Source organism: Micromonospora ferruginea (assembly GCF_013694245.2).
Classification (GTDB): Bacteria; Actinomycetota; Actinomycetes; order Mycobacteriales; family Micromonosporaceae; genus Micromonospora; species Micromonospora robiginosa.
On sequence record NZ_CP059322.2, the window covers coordinates 6,003,810 to 6,020,299 of the forward strand.

Below are 16,490 nucleotides of genomic sequence, written 5' to 3' on the forward strand. Positions count from 1 at the left end.
CGGTCCCGCCCCGGCCCCGGTGGCGACCACGCCGACCGAGGCGGCCCCACCCGATCCCCGGCCGGCGGCGAGGAGAGCCCGACGGTCCCCGCCACGACGGCCCACCTAGAGCCGGGCACGACCGCCCCCACCCCGGCACCGGGCACGTCGCCGCCTCCTGACGAGACTCGGGCGTCGGTTCCGGCTACCCCGACTCCCGCCGCGACTCGGGCGCCCGTACCGGCTCCTGCGGCGGCTCGGGCGTCCGTGCCGGGTACGCCGACGCCCGCCGCGTGGCCGGCGCCCGTTCCGGCGGCTCCGACCGGGCTGTCGGTTCCCGGTGTGCCGCAGGTGCCCATGCCCGTCGCGCGGGCGCGGAAGCGTCGGTGGCCGCGGTGGACCGCGCTCGGGCTCGCGCTCGGCCTGGTGGCGGGCGCGGTTCCCGGCGTACTCCTGCGGGAGCTGGCGCCGGACGCGGCCGGGCGGCCGGCGGCGAGCCCGGACCGGCGCGGCACGGCGGCCGAGCGGCAACTCGCCGAGCGGATGGTCGGGCAGCTCGACCGGCAGGGCGCGGCGCTGCTGGGCGGCGACCGGACCGGTTTCCTGGCCGTCGCGGAGCCGGCCGCGCGGCCGGCGCTGACCAAGCGGTACGCGGCGTTGCGGGCGCTCCGGGTCACGGTGTGGCGGCCCGCGGCCGGCGGGGTGCCGGTGGCGGTCGACGGGCGTCCGGGGGAGTGGCGGCTGCCGGTGACGGTGGGCTACTGCTTCGTGGTGCCGGGGTGCGCGCCGAGCACGACCGGGCTGGGCACCCGGTGGCGGCTGGTGGGGGAGCAGCCGCGACTGCTCGCGGTGGAGCCGTCCCGGACCGACCCGACCGGGGTACGCCCGTGGGCGGTGGACGACCTGGCCGTGGCGGTCGGGAAGCGGGCGCTGGTGGCCACCACGCCGGCCCAGCGGGCCAAGCTGCCCGGCCTGCTCGCCCAGGCCGAGGCCGCCGCGCGGGTCGCCGACCGGTACGCGGTCGGGCCGCCGCCGGACCGGTACCTGGTCTACTACGCGGGTCGGGCCGAGTGGCAGCGCTGGTACGGCGGTGGCCGCCCGAAGTGGACCGCCGGGTACGCGGTAGGCGTCGGCGGCGACCGCCACGACGTGGTGCTCAACGCGCAGAGCCTCGCCCCGGGCGGCGTCGACGACCTGCTGCGGCACGAGCTGACCCACGCCTCCTCGCTGCCCGACCAGGGTTACGCGGACCACGCGGACTGGTGGCTGGTGGAGGGGCTGGCCGAGTACGCCGGCACGGACGGGCAGCCGGTGGACCGCTACGACGGGCTGGCCGAGGTGCGCAAGCTGGTCCGTGGCGACTGGGCCGGCCGGCTGGACGCGCTGGCCCCGGCCGACGACGCCTCCGACGACCGGGTCGGCGGCGCGTACGGCGTCGGCTACCTGGCCGTGCGGCATCTCGTGGACCGGTACGGCGAGCAGCGGGTGCTGGACTTCTTCCGGGCCGTGGTGCACGAGCGTCGGCCCCCGGCCGAGGCCGCGGACGAGGTGTTCGGCGACCCGTGGTCGATGCTGCACGACGACTGCGTCGCCTACGTCCGGGCGGCCGCCGGCTGAGCGCCCCGCCACGACACGTCGAGAGGTCGACGCCGGTCGACGGGTCGTAGCATGGGCCGGGTGGCCCGCACTCCCTCGCCGCGGCTGCGCGCAGCCACGCGGCCCCGCCTGCTCACCGCCCTCTTCGCCACCGTCGCGCTGACCGGCACCACGGCCGCCAGTTGCGGCGACGACACCCCGGCGGTCACCGTCGCCCCGGTCGGCCGCGCGCCGGTCGCCGAGGTCATCGACGCGCCGGCCACGGTGACCGCGCGGGCCGCGGCCACGCTCACCGCCCCGGCCGACGGCACCCTGGCCGCCCTGCGCGTCCAACCCGGACAGCGGGTCGCCCGGGGGCAGGTGCTCGCGGTGGTCGACTCGCCGTCCGCGCGGGACCGGCTGGCCCAGGCGCGGGACGCGCTGCGCGCGGCGAAGCGGGCCGGGCGCGGCGTCGGCGTGGGCGACCTGGGCGGCAACCGGCGCGGCACCGACCGGGCCGCCGACGAGGCGTTCGCCGCCGCCCGCGCCGCCGCCGGCAAGGTCGGCGACCCGCAGGCGCGCGCCGCGCTGCTGCTCCAGGTCGAGTCGGCGCAGAAGCAGTACACCTCCGCCGCCCGCGCCGCCGATCGCGCGGTCGCCGCCGTGCAGCGCGGCGTGGCCGGCCTGAACAGCGCCGTCGGCGCGTTGTCGGCCGCGCAGCGCCTCCAGGCCCAGCAGGCGTACGACCTGGCGAAGGCGACCGTCGACGCGTTGACGCTGCGCGCCCCGATCGCCGGGGTGGTGCAGCCGGGGGGCACCCGGTCGGCGGCGCCGACCGACCTGGCCGGGCTGCTGGGCGCGGCCGGTGGTCAGGTGCCGCCGGGCCTGGACCCGTCGGCGTTGGGCGGGGCCGGGTCGGGCGGGCCGCCGGCCGGGGTCGACGACGCCGTGCCGGCCGGTGGCCGGGTCACCGCCGGGACGCCGGTGCTCACCGTGGTGGACACCGGCCGGCTGGGCCTGCTCGCCGAGGTGGACGAGACCGACGTGCTGCTGGTCCGCGCCGGGGTGCCCGCCTCGGTGGAGCTGGACGCGGTGACCGGCGCGACGTACGAGGCGACGGTGCGCTCGGTCGACGTGCTGCCGACCAGTTCGGCCCGGGGCGGGGTCACCTACCGGGTCCGGCTGGACCTGGGCCGGGGCCGGTTCGGCGAGGCGGAGGCCGCCCCGGCGCCTCGCCCCGGCATGAACGCGGTGGTCCGGTTGCGGGTACGCGAGGCGGCCGACGCGGTGGCCGTACCGGCCTCGGCGGTGTTCTCCGCCGACGGGCGGGACGCGGTCTGGGTGCTGCGCGACGGCCGGGCCGACCGGGTGCCGGTGACCGTCGGCGTGCAGGGGCAGGACCTGGTGCAGATCGTCGACGGGGTGCGGGCCGGCGACCGGGTGGTGGTGCGCGGCGCCGACCAGGTGCGCGACGGCCAGGAACTCCGGTGACCGTCGCCGCGGTCGAGGCGGTCGACGTGTCCCGCACGTACGAGCTGGACGGGGTGTCGGTGTCCGCGCTGCGCGGCGTGTCGCTCACCATCGCCCAGGGCGAGTACGTGGCGGTGATCGGCCCTTCCGGTTCGGGCAAGTCGACGCTGATGCACCTGCTCGGCGGGTTGGACCGGCCCAGCGGCGGCCGGCTGGTGATCGGCGGCCGGGACGTGGCCTCGCTGACCGCCCCGGAGCTGGCGACGCTGCGCAACGAGACGATCGGCTTCGTCTTCCAGGCGTTCCACCTGCTGGCCCGGACGTCCGCCGTGGACAACGTGGCGTTGCCGCTGGTCTACCGGGGCGTCGGGGCGCGGCAGCGGCGGGAGCGGGCGGCGGCGATGCTCGGCCGGGTCGGGCTGGGGCATCGCCTGCACCACCGGCCCAACCAGCTCTCCGGCGGGGAGCAGCAGCGGGTGGCGATCGCCCGCGCGTTGGTCACCGAACCGGCGGTGCTGCTCGCCGACGAGCCCACCGGCAACCTGGACAGCGTCACCGGCGAGGCGGTGCTGGAGCTGCTGGAGCGGTTGAACGCCGAGTCCGGGGTGGCATTGGTGATGGTGACGCACGACCCGGAGGTGGCGGCCCGCGCGCGCCGGCGTATCGCGGTCCGGGACGGGCTGATCAGGTCCGACACCGCTCATGATCGACCGGGGTCGGGCGCCGCCGGCGCACCTGCGACACTGGAGCCCGCTCCCAGCGCGGAGCCCCGGTCCGCGTCCGGAAGCGAGCCGGGGCACCCGTCCGGTGGCCCCGGTGGCGCCACCGGAGCCACCGGACGCCTTCCGCATCCGGGCGGGGACGCCGGATGAGGGTGGCCGAGGCCTGGCGGGTGGCGCTGGACGCGCTGCGGGCCAACCGGATGCGCAGTCTGCTGACCATGCTCGGGGTGATCATCGGGGTCGCCTCAGTGGTCATCCTGGTGGCCATCGGCACCGGCACCAAGCGGCAGGTCGAGCAGCAGGTCGAGGGGCTCGGCTCGAACCTGCTCCTGGTGGTGCCGGGCAAGATCGAGGTGGGCACCGCCCCGGTGGTGTCCCCGCTGGACCTCAAGGACGTCGACGCCGTCTCCCGGGTGGTGGGCGATCCGGGCCGGGTGGCCGTGACGGTGGCCTCCGGGGCGACCGCGCGGGCCGGCAACCGGTCCGACTTCACCACCGTGCAGGGCGTGCTGGAGACCACCCCGTCGGTGTTCACCCGGTCGTTGCAGCGGGGCCGCTACCTGACCGGGGCGGACGTGGACACCAGCCGGCGGGTGGCGGTGCTCGGCGCCTCGGTGGCCCGGTCGCTCTTCCCCGACCGGGACCCGCTCGGCCAGCAGGTCACGCTGGCCGGCGTACGGTTCCGGGTGATCGGGGTCTTCGCCCCGCTCGGGCAGAGCCTCGGCGTGGACCGGGACGACGAGGTGCACATCCCGGTGACCGCCGCGCAGCGGCTGTGGGGCACCCGGCGGATCGACGGCATCGCGGTCAAGGCGCCCGACCGGGAGCGGATCGACCAGCTCGGCGAGCGCATCGTGGCGGAGCTGTCCCGCCGGCACCCGGACACCGAGTTCAGCGCCGTCACCCAGCAGCAGATCCTCGGCGTGCTCGGCGACATCCTGGGCGTGCTCACCGGCGTGCTAGCCGCCATCGCCGGCATTTCGCTGCTGGTCGGCGGCGTCGGCGTCTCCAACATCATGCTGGTCTCGGTGCGGGAGCGGACCCGGGAGATCGGCCTGCGCAAGGCGGTCGGCGCCCGGCCCCGGGACATCGGGGTGCAGTTCCTGCTGGAGGCGGTGCTGCTCACCTCGATCGGCGGGCTGACCGGGATGGCGCTCGGGGTGGGCACCGCGCTGCTGGTCGACGCGTTCTCGCCGATCCCGGCCGCCATCACCTGGTGGTCGCTGGCGCTCGCCTTCGGGGTGTCGGCGGCGGTCGGCATCGTGTTCGGGGTGGTGCCGGCGCAGCGGGCCGGGCGGCTCGACCCGGTGGTGGCGTTGCGCGCCGAGTAGGCGATCCGGACGCGCCACCCGTCCGGGCGAAAAAGCCCTGGCGGACGCCCGTCCTGCCATGATCAAAGGACGGAAGGGATCGCGCAGGTCACAGCCGTCCCGCTACCGTACTCATTACACGCGCGTCGCTCGTCGAGGCGGGAGCACCTGCCCGGTGACACGCGCCGGGCACGGGAATGGGTCGGTGAGCCATGGCCGGGTCGCAGTCCGACGCACGGCTGTCGGATGTCAGGTTCCTGACCGTCGCCGAGGTGGCAACGGTCATGCGGGTCTCCAAGATGACGGTCTACCGTCTCGTGCACAGCGGTGAGCTGACCGCGGTACGGGTCGGTCGCTCGTTCCGGGTGCCCGAGCACGCCGTGCACGAATACCTCCGGGGCGCCTTCCAGGAGTCCGCCTGACCTCTCGGTGGCCCTCCGCCGAGTGCGACGAAAAGGGGCATCGACGGGGGCGCGTTGGTCCTGCTGACGCACTCCGGCTACCCTGGAGCCCGACCGAGATCGCACCCTGGTGTGCCCTGCCCACCTCGCTGGTCCGGTCCGTTGTCCGCAAGCGGGCACGGCGCCATCGTGCGGTGGCGCCTGCCGGTCCGCCCCGCACGTTGCATCGAAAGGCTTTCGTATGGGCTCGGTGGTCAAGAAGCGCCGCAAGCGCATGGCTAAGAAGAAGCACCGCAAGCTGCTGCGCAAGACCCGCGTCCAGCGTCGCCGTCTCGGCAAGTGACCGGGGCCGGGCGCTGACCCGGCACCGGCACCACTTGCCAACTGTCGACCCTCGGAGGCTCAGGTGATCAGGCCGCGGACGTCCCGGCTCGGTCCTGCCTGCCGCGCAAGGCGCACGACATGACCCCCGGTGGCACCTCCGGTGCCCCGGGGGTCGTCGTCGTCACCGGGGTCGGCCGGTTCCTCGGCGCCAACGTCGCCGCCCGCCTCGCCGCCGATCCGCGCATCGAGCGCGTCATCGGGGTCGACCCGGCCCCGCCCAACCCCGAGCTGGCCGACCTGCTCGCCGACGTCGAGCTGGTCCGCCTCGACCTGGACTCGCTCGGCGGCCTGCTGATCGACCTCGACGTCGACGCCGTGGTGCACCTGGCGCTGGTCACCGCCCCCGACCCCCAGCAGGGCGGCCGGGCGGCGATGAAGGAACAGAATGTCATCGGCACCATGCAGCTCCTCGCCGCCTGCCAGCGCGCGCCCCGGCTGCGCCGCCTCGTGGTCCGCTCGTCGACCGCCGCCTACGGGGTCTCGTTCCGCGACCCGGCCGTCTTCACCGAGGAGACCGAGCCGCGCGAGGTGCCGCGCGGCGGTTTCGGCCGCGACATCCTCGACATCGAGGGATACGTACGCGGTTTCCGCCGCCGCCGCCCCGAGGTCACCGCGACCGTGCTGCGCTTCGCGCCGTTCATCGGTTACACCGCCGACACCACGCTGACCCGCTACTTCTCCCAGCCGGTGGTGCCGACCATCTTCGGCCGCGACCCGCGCCTGCAGTTCCTGCACATCGACGACGCGTTGACCGTGCTCTACCGGGCCGTCGCCGAGGAGCACCCGGGGACCTACAACGTGGCCGGGCCGGGGGTGCTGTCGCTGTCGCAGGCCATCCGCCGGGCCGGCCGGGTGGCCGTGCCGGTGCTGGAACCGGGCCTGGCCGGGGTGGCCGCGGTCGCCCGCACCATGGGCTTCGGCCGGTACGGCCTGGACCAGGTCGACCTCTTCGTGCACGGTCGGGTGGTGGACACCACCCGACTGGAGCGCGAGTTCGGCTTCACCCCGCGCTCGACCGCCGCCGCCTTCGACGACTTCGTCCGCGCCCACCACGGCGGGGTGGTGGTGACCCGGGACCAGCTCGCCGTCGCCGAGCAGTTGGTGCTGGAGAGCATCCGTCAGGTCCGCTCGACCGTGCGGGAGCGTTCGTGAGCAGCTCGCCGGAGCGGCGTGACGCGCGGTTCGACGTACCCCCGGCGGGGCCCGGGCCGGACGCGGAGCCGGCGCGGCGCAACGGGCACCGGCCGCTCACCGCGCCGGCCGCCCGCCGGGCGGCGCCGGCCGACGAGCCGGACACTTCCACCGACGAACCTGTCGCCCCGAAGCCGGCGGCCGACGAGCGCACCGCGGCGAAGCCGGGCGACGACCAGTCCGCCGCCGTGAAGCCGGATGCCGAGCCCGCCGCCCCGAAGCCGGTCGCGAAGAAGGCCGTCGCCAAGAAGGCCGTGGCGAAGAAGGCGGTCGCGAAGAAGGCCGGGCCGGCACCGGCCCGGGACGCGACGGCCGACGCCGGACCGGTGGCCGACGCGGCGCCGCCCGGGCCGGCGGTGACCGATCGGCCCGGGGACCACTGGGACCGCCGGGTCGCGAAGGGGCTCGCCTTCTTGCGGCGGCGGCTCTCCGGCGACTACGAGGTGGACGAGTTCGGCTTCGACCCCGACCTCACCGACGCGGTCTTCCACCCGCTGGTCCGGCTGCTCTACCGGGACTGGTTCCGCACCGAGGTCGGCGGCCTGGAGCACGTGCCGGCCGACGGTGCCGGCCTGGTGGTGGGCAACCACTCCGGCACCGTGGCGCTGGACGCGCTGATCCTCTCCACCGCGCTGCACGACCGCCACCCGGGGCACCGCTACCTGCGCCTGCTCGGCGCCGACCTGGTCTTCCGGATGCCCGTCGTCTCCGAGCTGGCCCGCAAGACCGGCGGCACGGTCGCCTGCAACCCGGACGCGGAACGGCTGCTCGGCAACGGCGAGCTGGTCGGCGTGTTCCCGGAGGGCTTCAAGGGGGTCGGCAAGCTCTACTCCGACCGCTACAAGCTCCAGCGGTTCGGTCGGGGCGGGTTCGTCTCCGCCGCGCTGCGCACCGGCACGCCGATCGTGCCGGTGGCGATCGTCGGCGGCGAGGAGATCTATCCGATGCTCGCCGACATCAAGCCGCTCGCCCGGCTGCTCAAACTGCCGTACTTCCCGGTGACGCCGACGTTCCCGTGGCTCGGGCCGCTGGGCATGGTGCCGCTGCCGAGCAAGTGGCTGATCGAGTTCTGCCCGCCGATCCCGACCGCGCACCTGCGCGACTCGGCGGACGACCCGCTGGTCGTGTTCAACCTCGCCGACCAGGTGCGGGAGACCATCCAGCAGACGCTGCACCGGCTGCTCGAACGCCGGCCGGACCCGTTCGGCCCCTGACCGCGTGCCTCAGGCCCGCTGGCGGCGGCGGTGCAGCGCCAGGCCGGCGGTGACCGCGCCGGCGAGCAGGCCGGCGGCGGCGGTCGACGGCACGGCGATGCGGGCGGCCCGGCGCCCGGTGCGGAAGTCGCGGACGTCCCAACCCCGCTCACGGGCCCGCCGCAGCAGCGCCGGATCGGGGTTGACCGCCACCGCGCGCCCCACCGCGGACAGCATCGGCAGGTCGTTGGCGGAGTCGCTGTAGGCCGCGCAGCGGGCCAGGTCCAGCCCCTCCACGGCGGCGAGCTGGGTGACCGCCTCGGCCTTCGCGGGCCCGTGCATCAGGTCGCCGACCAGCCGGCCGGTGTAGGCGTCGTCGACCACCTCGGCCACCGTGCCGATCGCGCCGGTCAGGCCGAGCCGGGCCGCGATCACCCGGCCGATCTCCACCGGCGCGGCGCTGACCAGCCACACCCGCTCGCCCGCGTCGAGGTGTCGCTGGGCCAGCCGGCGGGTGCCGGCCCAGATGCGCGGCGCCATCAGCTCGTCGAAGATCTCCTCGGTGAGGCGTTCCACGTCGTCGACCCGCCAGCCCTGCACGAACGCGAGCGCGGCCTCCTTGGCCTGCGACATGGTGCCCACGTGCTCGGTGGCGAGCAGCCGGAACCGGGCCTGCTGCCAGGCGAACCGGGCCAGGTCACCGGCGGTGAAGTAGTTGCGGGCGGCCAGCCCCCGGGCGAACCAGTAGATCGACGCGCCCTGCATCATCGTGTTGTCCACGTCGAAGAACGCGGCGGCGGTCGGGTCCGGCGTGACCGTGGTCGCCGGCGCGTCCGGGGTCTCCGCCCAGCCGGCCGTGTGGCCGTGGACGTCGGTGCTGACCGTCACCTTGCGGGACTCGGTCACGGGTGACCTCCCTCCCTCGACGGCCCCGTGCGGGCTCCGCGTCGAGCGTATCCGGCTCGCCGTGACGCCCGGGTGTCCGTCGGGAGAAGTGTGGCGGCGGGCTCAGCGGTCGCCGGGGCAGCCGGTCGGCGTGGGTCCGAGCGAGTCGCTGCCGGCCGGTGCGGGCAGCCCGCAGGCGATCGTCTCGCGCAGCGCGTCGGCGCGCCGGCCGACCGCGTCGAGCAGCGCCAGCGACCGGCGGGTGCGGTCCCGGTCGGCGTGGTCGGGCCGGTCGAGCAGGCCGCTGACCACCCGGCGCTGGCCGGCGAGGAAGGTGTCCACCGCGTCCAGCGCCGTCGGGTCGGAGCGCTGCGCGGCAACCGTGGTCAGCAGGCGTACGCCCTGGCGGGTGTCCGCGTCCATGTCGTCCAGGACGGCGCTGAAGCCGAGCCGGTCGTGGCGGACCGAGTCGGCCTCGTCGAGCCGGGTCCGGGCGAAGTCGAGGAAGAGCTGCCCCCGGCTGATGTCCGAGTTGGCCAGCGCGAGCTGGGCGCGTTCGGTGGAGCGCTTCATGCCGTACAGCGCGTCGCCCGGTAGCGCGTTCTCGCTGGCGGCGGAGATGCCGGAGAGGGCGATGGCGCCGGCGGCCACGCCGACCAGGATCGCGCCCCGGGCGCGGGCCCGGCGGCCGGTGATGGCGGGCAGCAGCGCGCCACGGATGCCGGTGGCGGCACCGGATGCGGCGGCGGTGCTCTCCCGCTCGGCGGTGGCCACGAGCATCGCCCGCAGGCCGGTGCGAAACTCGGGGTCGACGTCGACCGTGGGCCGTTCGACGGTGAGCCGCCGGCCCACCTCGACGAGCACGGTCAGCTCGCCGTCGGCCCGGGACCGGACGTGGTGTCGGCGTCCGCCGTTGGCCTCGTCGAGGAGTTGCGCGAAGCGCTCGGCTCGCCGACCGGAGAAGAGGTCGCTGTCCACCGCGGGCACCCCCTTCCGCTGGTCACGGCCCGGGTGGCCGTCAACGTCACCAGCGACCGGTGGCAGCGTGCGGCCGAGGGCCGACCGGGACGGCCGACCTGACCCGCCGGACCGGGTGGGCCCGGGGGACGCCGGGACAACCACTGGTCGCACCCGGAGAAACGGTTCGCGCCGGTCGCCGGTTACGGCCCGATCGGCGGCGAAATCACCGGGTGTGACGGGCGTCGCGGCAGGTGTCGGAGACACGCCGACCACCGGCGCGTGCGCCGGTGGAGCGGACGGGACGGGTCGGGTCAGCCGTGGAAGCCGTCGGGCAGCAGCCGGGCCAGGGCCCGGACCGCCCGGTACTGCAGGGCCTTGATGGCGCCCTCGTTCTTGCCCATGGAGCGCGCCGTCTCGGCCACCGAGAAGCCCTGGAGGAACCGCAGCACGATGCACTCCTGCTGCTCCGGGTTGAGCTGCTTGACGGCGGTGAGCAGGGCGACGTTGGTGATGTGCTCGACCACGGCCGCTTCCGGGCTGCCCTCCGGGCCACGGTCCTCCCGGTCGGCGTCGAGGACGTCGCCGGTGGTCACCTCCAGCCGGTAGCGGCCGGACTTGAAGTGGTCGGCGACCAGGTTGCGGGCGATGGTGACCAGCCAGGCACCGAGGTCGCGCCCCTGCCAGGTGAAGCTGCCGATCCGCTTGAGCGCGCGCAGGAAGGTGTCCGAGGTGAGGTCCTCGGCGAGCTGCCGGTTGCCGACCCGGAAGTAGACGAACCGGAAGACGGTGTCGACGTAGCGGTCGTAGATCAGGCCGAACGCCTCGGCCTCGCCGGCCTGCGCCCGCTCGACCAGCGCCCAGACCTCGGTGGCCGGGTCGGACGGGTCGGGGCGGCTCGGGAAGCCGGTGGCGGGCGGGGCGGCCGGGACGGCCGGCAGCACCGCGGTGTCGCCGGCCGCGACCGCGGGCAGCACGGCGGTCTCGGCGGCGGACGGCTCGGCGCTCGTCGCCGCCTCGCCGCGCCGGACCTGGGGCGGTGGGCCGGGCCGGGGCGGGGCGCCGACCCGCCCGCCGGCCGGCTTCGCGTTGCCGCCGGGCAGCGCCGGGCGCAGCGGCGCCTCGTTGCCGTGGTGGGTGCGGCTGCGCGCGCGCCGGGCGGCCTCGCTGCGCGCGGCGAGCAGGCCGTCGGCGCGCGGGGCCGGGTCGGCGCGTTCGTTGAGCGGGTTCCGCTGGGTCGGGCCGGTCACTCCGGCCGGCCGGTCCGCGTAACCGAAGGTGGTCACCGTGCCTCCCCGATCCAGGTGGACAGCGACCGCGCCGGCGCCGCGAGGCCGGGTACGACCCGGTCGGGCGCGGCCGGTCCGGGACGTGCCGGCGGGCGGCAGATCCCCTTGAGGTGCTGGTCCAATGCGCTCACGGGCACGGGGGCCTCCTCGGGCTGAGGGGTGTCGACTCACGGCAAATGGGGTGAGCCGACCCGAGTGATGATAGGCCCAACGTCACCCGCGCGTGGCAAGTCCGTTACACAGAGCGGAAGTATTTCCCGTGTGGTCGCACTACCGCCGGACCGGTTGTCCGTCGCGTGCGGTTGACTTTCCCGGCGGAACCTGGTTGCGAAAAGAAGTCCAGGTCGGAGCGGATTTTCTTTTCGCTCGGCGTGTCGCGGGGGCGACGTGCGAGGTGCGTCCCGGCGGCGGCCCCGCCGGCCGAGGGAGATCCACGTCCCACGCTCGGGAATCCCACGCTACCTCATTTGCGGTCCCGTGCGGTGGACCCGGCCGGCGGTCGGGGCATGGTCCGGCGGACCCGGCTGTGCCAGACTCAGCCACCGTGCCGGACCCCGCCGAAAGCCCCGCACCGAACCTCGCCGACCGGGTCTGCCGGGCGGCCGCCGACCACGGCGACCGGGCCGCGCTGCACTGGCGCGACCGGACGCTCACCTGGTCCGATCTGGACACCGCGGTCACCACCACCGCCCACGCGCTGCGCGCTGCCGTCCCGCCGCCCGAACCGGCCGCGCACCCGTCCCGGGTGGCCGTGGCGTTCGGCAACACCCCCGACTTCGTGGTCACCTACCTGGCCGTGCTCCGGGCCGGGCTGGTCGCCGTGCCGGTCAACCCCGCGCTGACCGGCCGGGAGCTGCGACACGTGCTCGCCGACTCCGGCGCCGCCGTGCTGGTTGGCGCCGCCGAGGTGACCGCCCGGGTGGACCCGGCCGAGCTGCCCGCCCTGCGCGCGGTGCACACCACCCCGCCGGTCGCCGCCGGCAGCGGCCCCACCCGGTTCCCCGAGCGCGGCGGCGACGACCTGGCCGTCCTGCTCTACACCTCGGGCACCGAGGGACGGCCCAAGGGCGCCATGCTGTCGCACCGGGCGCTGGCCGCCAACCACGACCAGGTCGGCCGGATCGAACCCCCGGTGGTCGGGCCCGACGACATCGTGCTGCTGGCGCTGCCGCTGTTCCACGCGTACGGGCTGAACTCCGGGCTCGGGGCCGTGGTGCACCACGGGGCGACCGGGGTGCTCATCGACGAGCCCGGCCCGGACGGGGCGCTCGACCGGATCGCCCGGCACCGGGTCAGCGTGCTGCTCGGCGTACCGTCGATGTTCCTGACCTGGGCCGACGCGCCTGGTGACCCGGCGGCGGCGCTGACCGGCGTGCGCCTCGCGGTGTGCGGCGCGGCGCCGCTGCCGCCGGCGGCCGGGGCGCGCTTCACCGAGCTGACCGGGCACCCGGTGCACGTCGGCTACGGGCTCACCGAGACCGCGCCGGTGCTCACCTCCACGCTGGTCGGCGGCGAACCCAGGCCCGGCTCGATCGGCCGCCCGTTGCCCGGCGTCGAGCTGCGCCTGGTCGGGTCCGACGGCGTCGAGCTGTGGCGCGACGGGGTGCCCGCCGCCGAGGCCGACGACGACGGGATGGACCTCTCCGACGACCCGACCGGCACCGACCCCGGGCAGATCGTGGTGCGCGGGGCGAACCTGTTCGGCGGCTACTGGCCGGACGGGCGGGGCGGGCCCGGCCCGGACGGCTGGTGGGCCACCGGCGACGTGGCCTACGCCGACGACGACGGCGACCTCTTCCTGGTCGACCGGCTCGGCGAGCTGATCCTGGTCAACGGCTTCAACGTCTACCCGCACGAGGTCGAGCTGGTGCTCCAGGCGCACCCCGGGGTGGCCGAGTCGGCCGTCCTGGGGGTGCCGCACCCCCGGACCGGCGAGACTGTCCGGGCGTACGTGGTGCGGGCGGCCGAGGTGTCGGCGGAGGAGCTGCTCGCCCACTGCGCGCGTAACCTGGCCCGGTTCAAGTGCCCGACCGCCGTCGAGTTCGTCGACACGCTGCCGTACTCGGCGATCGGGAAGGTCCGCAAGACCGAGCTGCGCCCGGCGCCCACGGTGCCGTCGCCGTCGACCGAGATCCGCACGGAGGTATCCGATGTCCAGTGACCCGCGGCTCATCCTGATCACCCGGCCCGGCTGCCACCTCTGCGACGACGCGAAGGCGGCGCTCGACCGGGTGGTCGCGGTGACCGGCGACCGCTGGGTGGAGAAGGACGTGACCGGCGACGTCGAGCTGGAGCGCGACTACGGCGACCGGCTGCCGGTGGTGCTGCTCGACGGCAAGGAGCACGGCTACTGGCGGGTCGAGGAGGACCGGCTGCTGCGGGACCTGACCACCCCTCAGCTCTAGCTATCGTGTCCGGGTGACGGAGACACGGCGCCACCTGGTGTGGGACTGGAACGGGACCCTGCTCGACGACCTCGACCTGGTGGTGCGCGCCACCAACGTGGCGTTCGCCAGCGCCGGCGGCCCGGCGGTCAGCGCCGACGAGCACCGGGTGCGGTTCCGTCGCCCGATCGCCGACTACTACGCCGAGATGCTCGGCCGGGCGGTCGACGCGGAGGCGTTCGGCGCGCTCGACCGGATCTTCCACGACGCGTACCGGGCCGGGCTGACCGGTTGCGCCCTGGCCGCCGACGCCACCGCCGCGATCGCCGCCTGGCCGGGCAGCCAGTCGCTGCTGTCCATGTGGTTCCACGACGAGCTGGTGCCCACCGTGCACACCTACGGGCTGACCCCGCACTTCCGCCGGGTGGACGGGCTGCGCGCGGCGGTCGGCGGCGGCCCGAAGGCCGAGTGGCTGGCGAAGCACCTGGCCGAGCTGGGGCTCGACGGCGCCGACGTGGTGCTGATCGGCGACTCGCTGGACGACGCGGACGCGGCCGTCTCGGTCGGCGGCGCCGCCGTGCTCTACACCGGCGGCCTCTCCGACCCGGCCCGGCTGCGTGCCAGCGGCCACCCGGTCGCCGACACCCTGACCGAGGCGGTGACGCTGGCCCGCGCCCTGCCCTGAGGCGCGCCGGTCAGGCGCGCAGGTGGGCCAGGACCGCCAGCACCCGCCGGTGGTGGGTGGTGGCGTCCGGCGGCAGGTCGAGCTTGGTGAAGATGTTGCGCACGTGCTTCTCGACCGCGCCGTCGCTGACCACCAGGATGCGGGCGATCGCCGTGTTGGAACGGCCCTCGGCCATCAGCGCCAGCACCTCGCGCTCACGCGGGGTCAACGCCGCCAGCGGATCGTCGCGTCGCCGCCGCACCAGCAACTGGCTGATCACCTCCGGGTCGAGCACGGTGCCGCCGGACGCCACCCGGGCCAGCCCGTCCAGGAACTCGTCGATCGCGGCCACCCGGTCCTTGAGCAGGTAGCCGATGCCGCCGCCGGTGCCGCCCGCGGTGTCCAGCAGGTCGTCGGCGTACGACACCTCGACGTACTGGGACAGCACCAGGATCGGTGTGCCCGGCACCCGGCGGCGGGCCTCCACCGCCGCGCGCAGCCCCTCGTCGGTGTGCGACGGCGGCATCCGCACGTCCACCACCGACACGTCCGGCCGGTGCGCCACCACCGCCTCGACCAGGGCGTCCCCGTCCCCGACGGCCGCCACCACCTCGTGCCCGGACTCGGTCAGCAGCCGGATCAGCCCCTCCCGGAGCAGTACGGCGTCGTCCGCGATCACCACCCGCATGGGTCCGGTGTCTATCACGTCCGGGTCCCACGGCGCGGCCTCCGCCCGGTCGGGAGCGTCGCCGGTGGACGTCACCGGGGCAGCTCGGCGTGGATCCGGGTCGGCCCGCCGGCCGGACTGTCCACCGCCAGCGTGCCGCCGGCCGCCCGGACCCGGTCGGCGATGCCGCTGAGCCCGTGCCCCTTGGCCAGGTGGGCGCCGCCGATCCCGTCGTCGTCCACGGTGATCTCCAGCCGGCCCACCTTCCGGGTGACCTCCACCCGGCAGGCGGTGGCCCGGCTGTGCTTGGCCACGTTGGTCAGCGCCTCGGCCACCACGAAGTAGGCGGTGCTCTCCAGCCCCGGGTCGAGCCGGCCGGCGGCGGTGCCCAGCTCGTCGTCGACCACCAGCTCGGTCGGCGCCAGGGCCCGGGCGGCGAGCGCGGCCAGCGCGCTGGGCAGGCCCCGGTCGACCAGGATCGGCGGGGCGATGCCCCGGGACAGGGCGCGCAGCTCGTCGAGCGTCTCCCGGGTCTGGGCGACCGCCTCGTCGAGGGTGCGCCGGGCCGCCTCCGGGTCGGCGGCGAGCTGCTGGCGGGCCCGGCCCAGGTCCATGGCGAGCCGGACCAGGCGCTGCTGCGGCCCGTCGTGGATGTCGCGCTCCAGCTTGCGCAGCGCGGACGCCTCGGCCGAGACCGCGGCCCGCTTCTGCTCCTCCAGCGTGGTGATCCGCTGCCGCATCTCGGCCACGCCGGTGAGCAGGGAGTACGCCACGGCGGCCTGGAACCGGGCCAGGCCCCGCGCGACCAGGGGAAGGGTGAGCAGGGCGAACAGCCCGATCGCGGTGTTCAGCGCGATCCGCGCCCCGGTCCCGTCGCCCATCCCGAGGAGCTGGCTGAGGTCCTGGTCGTCGGGCCCGCGCGGGATCGCCCAGTCGTACGCGCCGTAGAGCGTGCCGGTCAGCGCCAGCGCCCACCACACCAGCATCAGCACGAACGGGGGCAGGGCCACCACGAGCCGGACGAAGGCGTGCAGCAGGTCGAGCCAGGACTGCGGGTCGCGCATCGGGGTGAACACGCGACGCCAGAACCCGGTGCCCCGCGGGGGTGTCAGGTAGACCGGGCGGACCCGGGGCCGGCCGAGCACGCCGGGCAGCCGGAGCCGTTCCAGGTCGGCCAGCCCGCGCGCCGCGTACAGGACGCCGGCGAGGACCGGCAGGCCGAGCGTGGTGACCAACAGCCCGGCGCTGAGTGAGATCCCGGCCACGGCGAGCACGAAGCCGATCACCGCGAGCGGGAGGCTGAAGAGCACGTAGCCGGAGTCGCGGGCGAGCTGGCGGAGGAGACCCCGGGCGGGCGAGGCGGGGATCGGTACGGCGGTCATGGTTCGAGGCTATGGGCGTGGATCGGCCCGGCCCATC

At 75.7% G+C, this 16,490-nt stretch carries 17 protein-coding genes; 11 read left to right on the top strand and 6 right to left on the bottom strand.

Features of this window, described 5'->3' with window-relative positions; all coding sequences use genetic code 11:
* Positions 1-336: 336 nt before the first annotated feature.
* From H1D33_RS26840 to H1D33_RS26875, 8 genes are all read left to right on the top strand, one after another.
* Complete coding sequence (locus H1D33_RS26840) at positions 337-1,596, top strand: hypothetical protein (RefSeq protein ID WP_181572569.1); 1,260 nt, start codon at positions 337-339, stop codon at positions 1,594-1,596.
* Positions 1,597-1,647: 51 nt separating this feature from the next.
* On the top strand, positions 1,648-3,045 hold the full coding sequence (locus H1D33_RS26845) for an efflux RND transporter periplasmic adaptor subunit (protein ID WP_181570533.1): 1,398 nt from the start codon (positions 1,648-1,650) through the stop codon (positions 3,043-3,045).
* Positions 3,042-3,896, top strand: coding sequence for an ABC transporter ATP-binding protein (locus H1D33_RS26850; RefSeq protein WP_181570532.1), 855 nt, complete (start codon positions 3,042-3,044; stop codon positions 3,894-3,896). Before H1D33_RS26845 ends, H1D33_RS26850 begins: the two co-directional genes overlap by 4 nt.
* A complete protein-coding gene (locus H1D33_RS26855; protein ID WP_181570531.1) occupies positions 3,893-5,077 on the top strand; it encodes an ABC transporter permease in 1,185 nt (394 codons plus the stop codon). The genes H1D33_RS26850 and H1D33_RS26855 overlap by 4 nt, the downstream gene beginning before the upstream one ends.
* A gap of 191 nt (positions 5,078-5,268) precedes the next feature.
* Positions 5,269-5,478 (top strand): helix-turn-helix domain-containing protein, encoded by a 210-nt coding sequence (locus H1D33_RS26860; protein WP_013288759.1) that lies wholly within the window; start codon positions 5,269-5,271, stop codon positions 5,476-5,478.
* Between the two features lie 220 nt (positions 5,479-5,698).
* Positions 5,699-5,800 carry a 30S ribosomal protein bS22 gene (locus H1D33_RS26865; protein WP_007465623.1) on the top strand — a complete coding sequence of 34 codons (102 nt, stop codon included), beginning with the start codon at positions 5,699-5,701 and terminating at the stop codon, positions 5,798-5,800.
* A gap of 119 nt (positions 5,801-5,919) precedes the next feature.
* Positions 5,920-6,993: an NAD-dependent epimerase/dehydratase family protein gene (locus tag H1D33_RS26870; protein WP_181570530.1), complete on the top strand. Its 1,074-nt coding sequence runs from the start codon at positions 5,920-5,922 to the stop codon at positions 6,991-6,993.
* A 365-nt stretch (positions 6,994-7,358) separates the two neighbouring features.
* On the top strand, positions 7,359-8,246 hold the full coding sequence (locus H1D33_RS26875) for a lysophospholipid acyltransferase family protein (protein WP_181572568.1): 888 nt from the start codon (positions 7,359-7,361) through the stop codon (positions 8,244-8,246).
* 9 nt (positions 8,247-8,255) lie between these two features.
* On the opposite strand, the gene H1D33_RS26880 is transcribed toward H1D33_RS26875, so the two are convergent.
* The 4 genes from H1D33_RS26880 to H1D33_RS26895 all read right to left on the bottom strand — a co-directional run bounded on the left by H1D33_RS26880 (position 8,256) and on the right by H1D33_RS26895 (position 11,493).
* Entirely contained in the window at positions 8,256-9,131 is an 876-nt protein-coding gene (locus tag H1D33_RS26880; RefSeq protein WP_181570529.1) for an HAD family hydrolase, read from the bottom strand.
* 102 nt (positions 9,132-9,233) lie between these two features.
* Entirely contained in the window at positions 9,234-10,088 is an 855-nt protein-coding gene (locus tag H1D33_RS26885; RefSeq protein ID WP_181570528.1) for a DUF5667 domain-containing protein, read from the bottom strand.
* A 293-nt stretch (positions 10,089-10,381) separates the two neighbouring features.
* On the bottom strand, positions 10,382-11,353 hold the full coding sequence (locus H1D33_RS26890) for an ECF subfamily RNA polymerase sigma factor, BldN family (RefSeq protein WP_181570527.1): 972 nt from the start codon (positions 11,351-11,353) through the stop codon (positions 10,382-10,384).
* The gene (locus tag H1D33_RS26895) at positions 11,350-11,493 is read right to left on the bottom strand and encodes a hypothetical protein (RefSeq protein ID WP_181570526.1); all 144 of its coding nucleotides are present in this window, start codon (positions 11,491-11,493) and stop codon (positions 11,350-11,352) included. Before H1D33_RS26895 ends, H1D33_RS26890 begins: the two co-directional genes overlap by 4 nt.
* 407 nt (positions 11,494-11,900) lie before the next feature.
* Between H1D33_RS26895 and H1D33_RS26900 the strand changes: the two genes are divergently transcribed.
* The 3 genes from H1D33_RS26900 to H1D33_RS26910 are packed head-to-tail and all read left to right on the top strand — an operon-like array spanning position 11,901 to position 14,425.
* Positions 11,901-13,517 (top strand): AMP-binding protein, encoded by a 1,617-nt coding sequence (locus tag H1D33_RS26900; RefSeq protein WP_246411837.1) that lies wholly within the window; start codon positions 11,901-11,903, stop codon positions 13,515-13,517.
* Positions 13,507-13,761, top strand: a complete 255-nt coding sequence (locus tag H1D33_RS26905) for a glutaredoxin family protein (RefSeq protein ID WP_091065377.1) — start codon at positions 13,507-13,509, stop codon at positions 13,759-13,761. Before H1D33_RS26900 ends, H1D33_RS26905 begins: the two co-directional genes overlap by 11 nt.
* Before the next feature lie 13 nt (positions 13,762-13,774).
* Entirely contained in the window at positions 13,775-14,425 is a 651-nt protein-coding gene (locus tag H1D33_RS26910; RefSeq protein WP_181570524.1) for an HAD family hydrolase, read from the top strand.
* 10 nt (positions 14,426-14,435) lie between these two features.
* Here H1D33_RS26910 and H1D33_RS26915 read toward each other — a convergent pair whose 3' ends face one another.
* Both H1D33_RS26915 and H1D33_RS26920 read right to left on the bottom strand, forming a co-directional pair.
* On the bottom strand, positions 14,436-15,092 hold the full coding sequence (locus H1D33_RS26915; RefSeq protein ID WP_181572567.1) for a LuxR C-terminal-related transcriptional regulator: 657 nt from the start codon (positions 15,090-15,092) through the stop codon (positions 14,436-14,438).
* A 71-nt stretch (positions 15,093-15,163) separates the two neighbouring features.
* Positions 15,164-16,453 (bottom strand): sensor histidine kinase, encoded by a 1,290-nt coding sequence (locus H1D33_RS26920; protein ID WP_181570523.1) that lies wholly within the window; start codon positions 16,451-16,453, stop codon positions 15,164-15,166.
* Positions 16,454-16,490: the final 37 nt, after the last annotated feature.

Bases quoted from the DNA above. Each gene is read 5' to 3' on its own strand.
- H1D33_RS26915 (WP_181572567.1), bottom strand. From the start codon at position 15,092: ATGCGGGTGGTGATCGCGGACGACGCCGTACTGCTCCGGGAGGGGCTG.
- H1D33_RS26845 (WP_181570533.1), top strand. From the start codon at position 1,648: ATGGGCCGGGTGGCCCGCACTCCCTCGCCGCGGCTGCGCGCAGCCACG.
- H1D33_RS26840 (WP_181572569.1), top strand. From the start codon at position 337: ATGCCCGTCGCGCGGGCGCGGAAGCGTCGGTGGCCGCGGTGGACCGCG.
- H1D33_RS26855 (WP_181570531.1), top strand. From the start codon at position 3,893: ATGAGGGTGGCCGAGGCCTGGCGGGTGGCGCTGGACGCGCTGCGGGCC.
- H1D33_RS26865 (WP_007465623.1), top strand. From the start codon at position 5,699: ATGGGCTCGGTGGTCAAGAAGCGCCGCAAGCGCATGGCTAAGAAGAAG.
- H1D33_RS26860 (WP_013288759.1), top strand. From the start codon at position 5,269: ATGGCCGGGTCGCAGTCCGACGCACGGCTGTCGGATGTCAGGTTCCTG.
- H1D33_RS26905 (WP_091065377.1), top strand. From the start codon at position 13,507: ATGTCCAGTGACCCGCGGCTCATCCTGATCACCCGGCCCGGCTGCCAC.
- H1D33_RS26920 (WP_181570523.1), bottom strand. From the start codon at position 16,453: ATGACCGCCGTACCGATCCCCGCCTCGCCCGCCCGGGGTCTCCTCCGC.
- H1D33_RS26870 (WP_181570530.1), top strand. From the start codon at position 5,920: ATGACCCCCGGTGGCACCTCCGGTGCCCCGGGGGTCGTCGTCGTCACC.